Below are 6,233 nucleotides of genomic sequence, written 5' to 3'. Positions count from 1 at the left end.
ACTAACTAACTAACTAACTAACTAACTAACTAACTAACTACAATTAAAAATCAGTCTAATGGAGGCTTGCTGGCTTTAGGTCTGTATGGGCTAAGAAGTAAATATTTTACCTCTTCGAGTGCATACTGTCCTGCTAGCTAAATTTCCAATTTTTCTCTCGACAATGAAATATACCAAAACGTCATTTTCTCTAGATCTTCAGATGTCCAAATCAGCGCCCAATGGGCACAGCTTATTTTCTCTAGCACATCCAACAGCACTTGTAACTTCCTATTGATTGAAAATCTAATTCTTTTTGCAGAATGTTTCAATTTCTCCATTTCTGAATTTGAAACCTAATATTTTTCCTGCGCTGTTTCTTTCAAACGTAAGTTCCCGCTGTTCCCTGCCATTATCAAGCATAAAAAGATCCTTCTTTTGCGCATAAAGCACCTGTCCGTTCCCCTGTAGAATGTCGTTTTTAACTGTAAGAGCAATAAATTCGTTAGGGCGAAGCTCATATTTTCCTTCATATTCCTTCAGTTCCTCTTGGGTTAAAGCAACTTTGTTTTCAGCAGGCATTTGGTAAGGCAGGCCATAAAGAATGTTTAGGATTTTAATAGTAATGCCATGAAGCTCTTCATCCTCGATATTGCTCAGCATGACGATGCAGATGTCATCTTCAGGCACTCTGGCAAATTCAGATTTAAAACCCCATATATCACCGCTGTGATGCACCAGCCTTCGGCCGTTAAAATAATCGACGAACCAGCCATATCCATAATTCCCTATAACTGGCGTGTAGGCATTTTCCAAAACGGATGCCCGAACCAATTTTTCGCTTTGCAGTCCCACATGAAATTTATAAAGATCACCCGTTGTGCTGTAAATAGCACCAGCAGCGGCCGGAGCACTATAATGGATTAATTTTGCAGGCTCGTCAGTTTTATGATCTGGAAATGTCCAGTAGCCCACAGCTTTTCTCTTATCTTTAAGAGCAGTAAAATCGAAACCGCTCTGATTCATTTTCAATGGCTTAAAAACATACTGGATTATAGCATCGTAATAGGTTAACCCTGAAACCTTTTCAATTATATATCCGAGAAGTATATAACCTGAATTACTGTACTTCCATGAAGTTCCCGGATCAAAGTCAAAAGGCCTCTTTTTGAGAAGCTCAATAAATGTTTTCTCTTCCGAATCATATCTAGCTTCCGAACTGTCAGGCTGGTGATCCGATATGCCTGAGGTATGGTTTAAAAGGTGGCTGATAGTGACAGTGGAAGCTTTTGGAAAGTCGTCGTAATATTTTTCAATTTTATCCTCTAGGCTTAATTTTTTTTGCTCCGCCAATTTTAAAGCAAGCAAAGCAGTAAAAGGCTTGGTTACTGAAGCAATCTGATAAATGCTGCTGCTGTCGCACTCCAAGCCGTCCCTAAAATTCCTGTTTCCATAACCTTTGTGGAGAAGCAAATTCCCTTTCTGGGCTACAAGTATGCTTCCGTTGAATTTCTTCGCCTTCTTTAATGCAAGCATTAGAGCGTCTATTTCAAATGCTTTATTTTGAGCCTGGCAACAAATCATTCCCACAAACAGGCCTAGAAAAAGTACACAGCTGAATTTTTGAAATTTCATATCTAAACTATTTTAATTAAAAAAATGTAATGCAAAATTAAACTGCTGCATTTACAGAATGAATGTTTGGCTATGCTGCTGCTTCTTTTCACATTAAATCGGATTTGATACTTTTTACGCACAAAAGCTCAGGAGAATTTTATTGATATTTGTCATGGAATTTAATAATATTAAATAAGCAAAACCACCATAAAAGTAGCACATTTCAATTTAGGTTCGAGTACATTTAAGCTGGAAATGAAAATCTAAACTTGGATTCTTATTATTCGCAGGTATGATTGGCCTGAAATGAAAAATTAAGTTCTGCCTTATTTAATCAGTCCTTTTTAAGTTTGCAAAAGTGCAGAATTATAAATGTTTCATACTTTAATTTTCAACGCTTGAAAATTTCTCATAGCTGCAAAACGTTGCGGACTGCTATCGGCTTTGTATCGCTTTTCCTATAGCATTTTGTTGCGAACTGTTTTTTACAAATTTTCTGCTCAAAGGTTCAAAGGCCTTATAATACAGCGCCTGCGATTATTTTTTCACGATAAAGTCTTAAAAAACATTGAAAACAGCAGAAATATTTTTTGGTTTTTTTAACACTTTTTTTTTAGATTCGCACCGCGCTCCAATAAAAGAAACGCCATAAACAGTTAATTTTCAGCCTGCCAGAATGGCCCGTAGCAATATTATTTCGTACGGCGGCATGTCTGCTGCGACATTTTCAAAAGCTGGGCAGATTGCTTGAGCACTGTTTATAAAAAAAACGCTTAGACTATATCTTTATGAAAGTTTGGAATATCATTCTCTTTACTGTTTTGTTATTATCCTCCCAAAATTCGATAGGCCAGTCCGAAAAGGAATTAGAAGCCATAGCACGATACCAGCTGGCAGAGGAAGCTTACAGCAGCACCGAATACGATAAAGCCCTGCTTTATTTAGAGCAGGCTGAAAAAATTATAGGCCGTAAACCGAAACTTCTCTACTTGCAGATAACCATAGAGCTGGATAAGGGCTATAATAATCTGGATAGAGTCAAGTATATTTTGGATCTGATCAGTAAATTTGAAAATGCTCCAGGCATCAGTGACTTCTCAAAGGACAAAAAGACTATCACTGCCCGAAATAAAGTAATGCTCAAAGAAAAACAGGTGCAGCTGACGGCCGAGCTGGAAAAACTTAAGATTCAAAAGCAGCAGCAGCAAATAAAGTCCGTAAAGGGGAAAGCCGCTTTTGAAAAATTCGCTGTAGAAGGGCTGGCTCTGGGATTGCCATTAGAAGAGTTTGAACAGCAGTATCCGAACTTTATGCCTAAAAATTATAAATTGACCAAAACAAATTGGGGTTCTTCAGATGCGCAAGCCGATATAATTTACATATGCCATTCAAAGAATATCAACTTCGAAAATAAAAATAGTTTTTTGCTTCCTTACAATGCTTCGACGGGAGCACCTTTATATGGCACAGACATTCATGCATTAATAGTAAAAGACCAACGGGTTGTAGGGTTGCAGAAAAATCTTTTTTATTATAACAGCAAAGGCAGCGGAAGCCTTACCCATGAGCAGGCTGCAGCTGAAATCACAAAATACGTGCAAGACTATAAAAATGAATTTGAGTCGGGCGGAGACCAGACCGACGCCATAGAATTTGCAGCTCATCAAGACAGCTGGAAATGGTCACACGAGGGCAAGTCTGTGATTCTATTCAGCGATAATTATGTCGATGAAAAAAATGCCAAAAGGTGGAAATGCTCTCTTACGGTAAGGATAATAAAACAATAACAAGTAAATTAAAACCAATTATAATTATGATCAGAAAACTACTTTTAGCAGTAATGCTTACTACTGTAACCTCTGCATTCTCACAGCTTGAAGCTGTTGGAGGAATCGGAATTGCCAAATTCAGCGAAAAATCCGCAGGTGAGAAAATTGACTCGCATAAATCTACCCTTTCGGGAAAACTGGGTTTTGTCTACTGGATTCCATTTGAAGATGCCCGTTTTTCGATCAATCCTGGAATCTTCTATGGAAATGCTGGATCCAAACTGGAAGGGGTTCCTAATAATACTACTATCACGCTAGGGTATATTACAGCGCCGGTAGATTTTGTTTACAGGCTTAAACCTATTGAAAGCAGTTTCTTTTTTTCTGCGGGAGGATATTACGGATATCTGGTTTCAGCAGAAACAAAAGAAGGTGAATTGAAAATCGATGATGGGGATTACTCTTACAAAAGAAGCGACTACGGCATTAATCTCGGCGCAGGATACGTATTTAGCAATGGCCTTACACTGCGTGGCATATACTCGCAGGGTCTTGCCAATATTTTGAATTACCCTTCTTCTGACAGCGGCAGCCACATCAAAAACAGCAATATTGGCATTTCCATAGGTTATATTATTTTCAAAAAAAGAATCTAAAATAAACTATCCTAAATTATTTGCTAGAGCATGAAAAAACTGCCGTTAAAAATCTGCACAGTATCCTTTTTCCTTTTATTCTTCGTTTTGAACGGGGCCGCACAAAATGAAAAATCATCTGTAAAAAACTTTCTTTGGACATTAAAGCTTCCTGCTGAAATGCAGCGTGGTCCTATGCAGGTAGGTATCGGCGGCAGTTTTTACTTTGAAAGGGAAACGATTGGCGCCAAGCATTACGCCAATCTGTATATTTCTTTTAGCAAAATGAACTTTTTAGGGATTGGCATTCCCGCTTACAAATATAATGGAAAAGCATATCTGGCCAACGAAATGAACGTCATAGACGGCCTTGGAACTTCCGGATTTGAACAGCTGCAGATCACCTCTGTCAAGATGCAGATACAAGTATTGGCGGCGCAGCCTAATGCTGGCGGATCCAACAGCTTTGTCTTGGTAAATTCGGCGACGGGCAGCGTACATCATGCAGCCGAAATAACAAAAGACACCAATATGGATCATCTTGATCTAATGTGGGCTGGCTCCTACCTGCAGGATCTTAACTGGACCAATTCCAGCGGACTTGAAGGCAGGATCAGTAATCTCGAAAAATTAAAACAGAACAAAGCGGATTATAAGAACATTATTGAAAATGCTGATAACGCATACAGCAGAAAAAAACTTGAAGAAGCCCGCATGCTGTATCAAAAAGCGCTTACGATATTACCTTCCGAAAATTATCCTAAAACGCAGCTGGCCAAAATAGAAAATGCCTTTAAGGAAAAACAAAAAAATGAAAGTGCAAAAACACCTGAAAAGCCTCTCGATAATTCCGATCGCACTGCACAACCAGCCACTCTTGGCATACAGCAGCCTGTGATAAAACAGCCAAGAGGCCAAAATCAGGCACCTAGGCAGAGTAATGCTGAAATAGCAGCTGCACAGATGGCCGAAATTAAAAGAAAACAAGAACAAGCCAAACGCATTGAGACGGATCTTGTTCAAAAAGCAGGCAGCCTATCACAGTCCTTTACCCATGCAAATGCGGCATCTGCTTCTTCTCAGGCGATGCAGGAAGCCGGGCTTTCCGATAAATTTTTTAATTCAGTAGAGGAGCTTAATGCAGAATACAGCCGCCAGATGCAGATTATAGAGGAGGAATCAAATAATTACGCTGCTTCAAAAGCAGCATCTGTTTCCAGTTATATTGATGCTTCCTCTGGAACAGGAACCCAGTACGATGATGCTATTAATAGCAGCATGAAAGCTATAGGAGGGCTTTTCAGCCAGATAAAGGCCGAGAAAGAAGAACGCGAAAATAAGGAAAGGCTAAGAGCCGAAAGAGAAGCCCAACTGGCCGCAATTGAAAGCAGAAGGAAAGCGGCAGTATTGGGAATGCGCACAAAATTGTTTGAGTTATTTCCAGATGGAAAACTCCCCCTTGAATCCCACCATTTAAAACAGCACCAGGTGTACATCTTTGCCTACCTAGCAGACAAAGATTTTTTGCTGGCTCAGGAAAATGCGACAATTGCTCTGAGCGGGGTCATTCCTATAGAAAAATTAGATGACGGCAGTTTTCCCTATAAACCTGCTGTTGCCTCCAGTCTGAAGAAATTTGGCACTGGAAAAGTTTACATTTCAGGGTATTATCTGAATGCCGAAGATGCGCAAAAAATGCTGGACGCTTTTAGCAATCTGGCTTCCAAAAGCAGTCTTCAGGTAAACCGATTCAGCTTCCAGCAGACAGCAAAAAAAAATGCAGCAGCAAACAGCCAGCAGCAAAACGCATCTGCCATATCAAAACAGTCTGCAGAGAGAAGGGAAAACGAAAAGAAAGGTAATTTCTGGAATGATTAATTTGGTTCTGCCGCAACTGCCGGAGCCAATATCAGACTTTAAGCAATTTTAAAATCAGTCCGCCAATTTACTGAATGATTAAACATAGATTGCTCCCTGCTCCCCTGCAGAGCATTTTTTTAATTGCATATTAGCGCATGCTGGGGAGACACGGAGATTGTTGACGGAAGCTGGACAACGCCTGCAGCTCAAAAGCATTAGTTATGTGATAATTGGAGTTTTTAACCGTAAAAAACGATAAATATTACTAGTTAATTATAGCACCATCTTTTAAATAGTTTGATTTTTATTTACATATGCTCCTTTAAAATCACAAAACTCCCCTTGTAAAACAATCACGAATTACTGCGTAAAT

The 6,233-nt window shown here is 39.3% G+C and carries 4 protein-coding genes; 3 read left to right on the top strand and 1 reads right to left on the bottom strand.

Annotated elements, in window-relative coordinates:
• Nucleotides 1-285: 285 nt before the first annotated feature.
• Nucleotides 286-1,614, bottom strand: coding sequence for a serine hydrolase domain-containing protein (locus tag NU08_RS21895; RefSeq protein ID WP_129749158.1), 1,329 nt, complete (start codon nt 1,612-1,614; stop codon nt 286-288).
• 770 nt (nt 1,615-2,384) lie between these two features.
• On the opposite strand from NU08_RS21895, the gene NU08_RS21890 reads away from it, so the two are divergent.
• From NU08_RS21890 to NU08_RS21880, 3 genes are read left to right on the top strand one after another with little or no spacing between them, the layout of a single operon-like run.
• Nucleotides 2,385-3,383, top strand: coding sequence for a hypothetical protein (locus NU08_RS21890; protein WP_129749157.1), 999 nt, complete (start codon nt 2,385-2,387; stop codon nt 3,381-3,383).
• Nucleotides 3,384-3,409: 26 nt separating this feature from the next.
• On the top strand, nt 3,410-4,021 hold the full coding sequence (locus NU08_RS21885) for a porin family protein (protein ID WP_008469326.1): 612 nt from the start codon (nt 3,410-3,412) through the stop codon (nt 4,019-4,021).
• A 30-nt stretch (nt 4,022-4,051) separates the two neighbouring features.
• Nucleotides 4,052-5,878 (top strand): hypothetical protein, encoded by a 1,827-nt coding sequence (locus tag NU08_RS21880; protein WP_129749155.1) that lies wholly within the window; start codon nt 4,052-4,054, stop codon nt 5,876-5,878.
• The last annotated feature ends 355 nt before the right edge of the window (nt 5,879-6,233 follow it).

Source organism: Flavobacterium anhuiense, assembly GCF_004151235.1.
In the GTDB taxonomy this organism is placed as follows: Bacteria; Bacteroidota; Bacteroidia; order Flavobacteriales; family Flavobacteriaceae; genus Flavobacterium; species Flavobacterium anhuiense_A.
This window is presented reverse-complemented; position numbering and strand designations above follow the sequence as displayed.

What these genes read in the sequence shown, in the direction of transcription:
- NU08_RS21885 (WP_008469326.1), top strand. Translation starts at nt 3,410, where the DNA reads ATGATCAGAAAACTACTTTTAGCAGTAATGCTTACTACTGTAACCTCT.
- NU08_RS21895 (WP_129749158.1), bottom strand. Translation starts at nt 1,614, where the DNA reads ATGAAATTTCAAAAATTCAGCTGTGTACTTTTTCTAGGCCTGTTTGTG.
- NU08_RS21890 (WP_129749157.1), top strand. Translation starts at nt 2,385, where the DNA reads ATGAAAGTTTGGAATATCATTCTCTTTACTGTTTTGTTATTATCCTCC.
- NU08_RS21880 (WP_129749155.1), top strand. Translation starts at nt 4,052, where the DNA reads ATGAAAAAACTGCCGTTAAAAATCTGCACAGTATCCTTTTTCCTTTTA.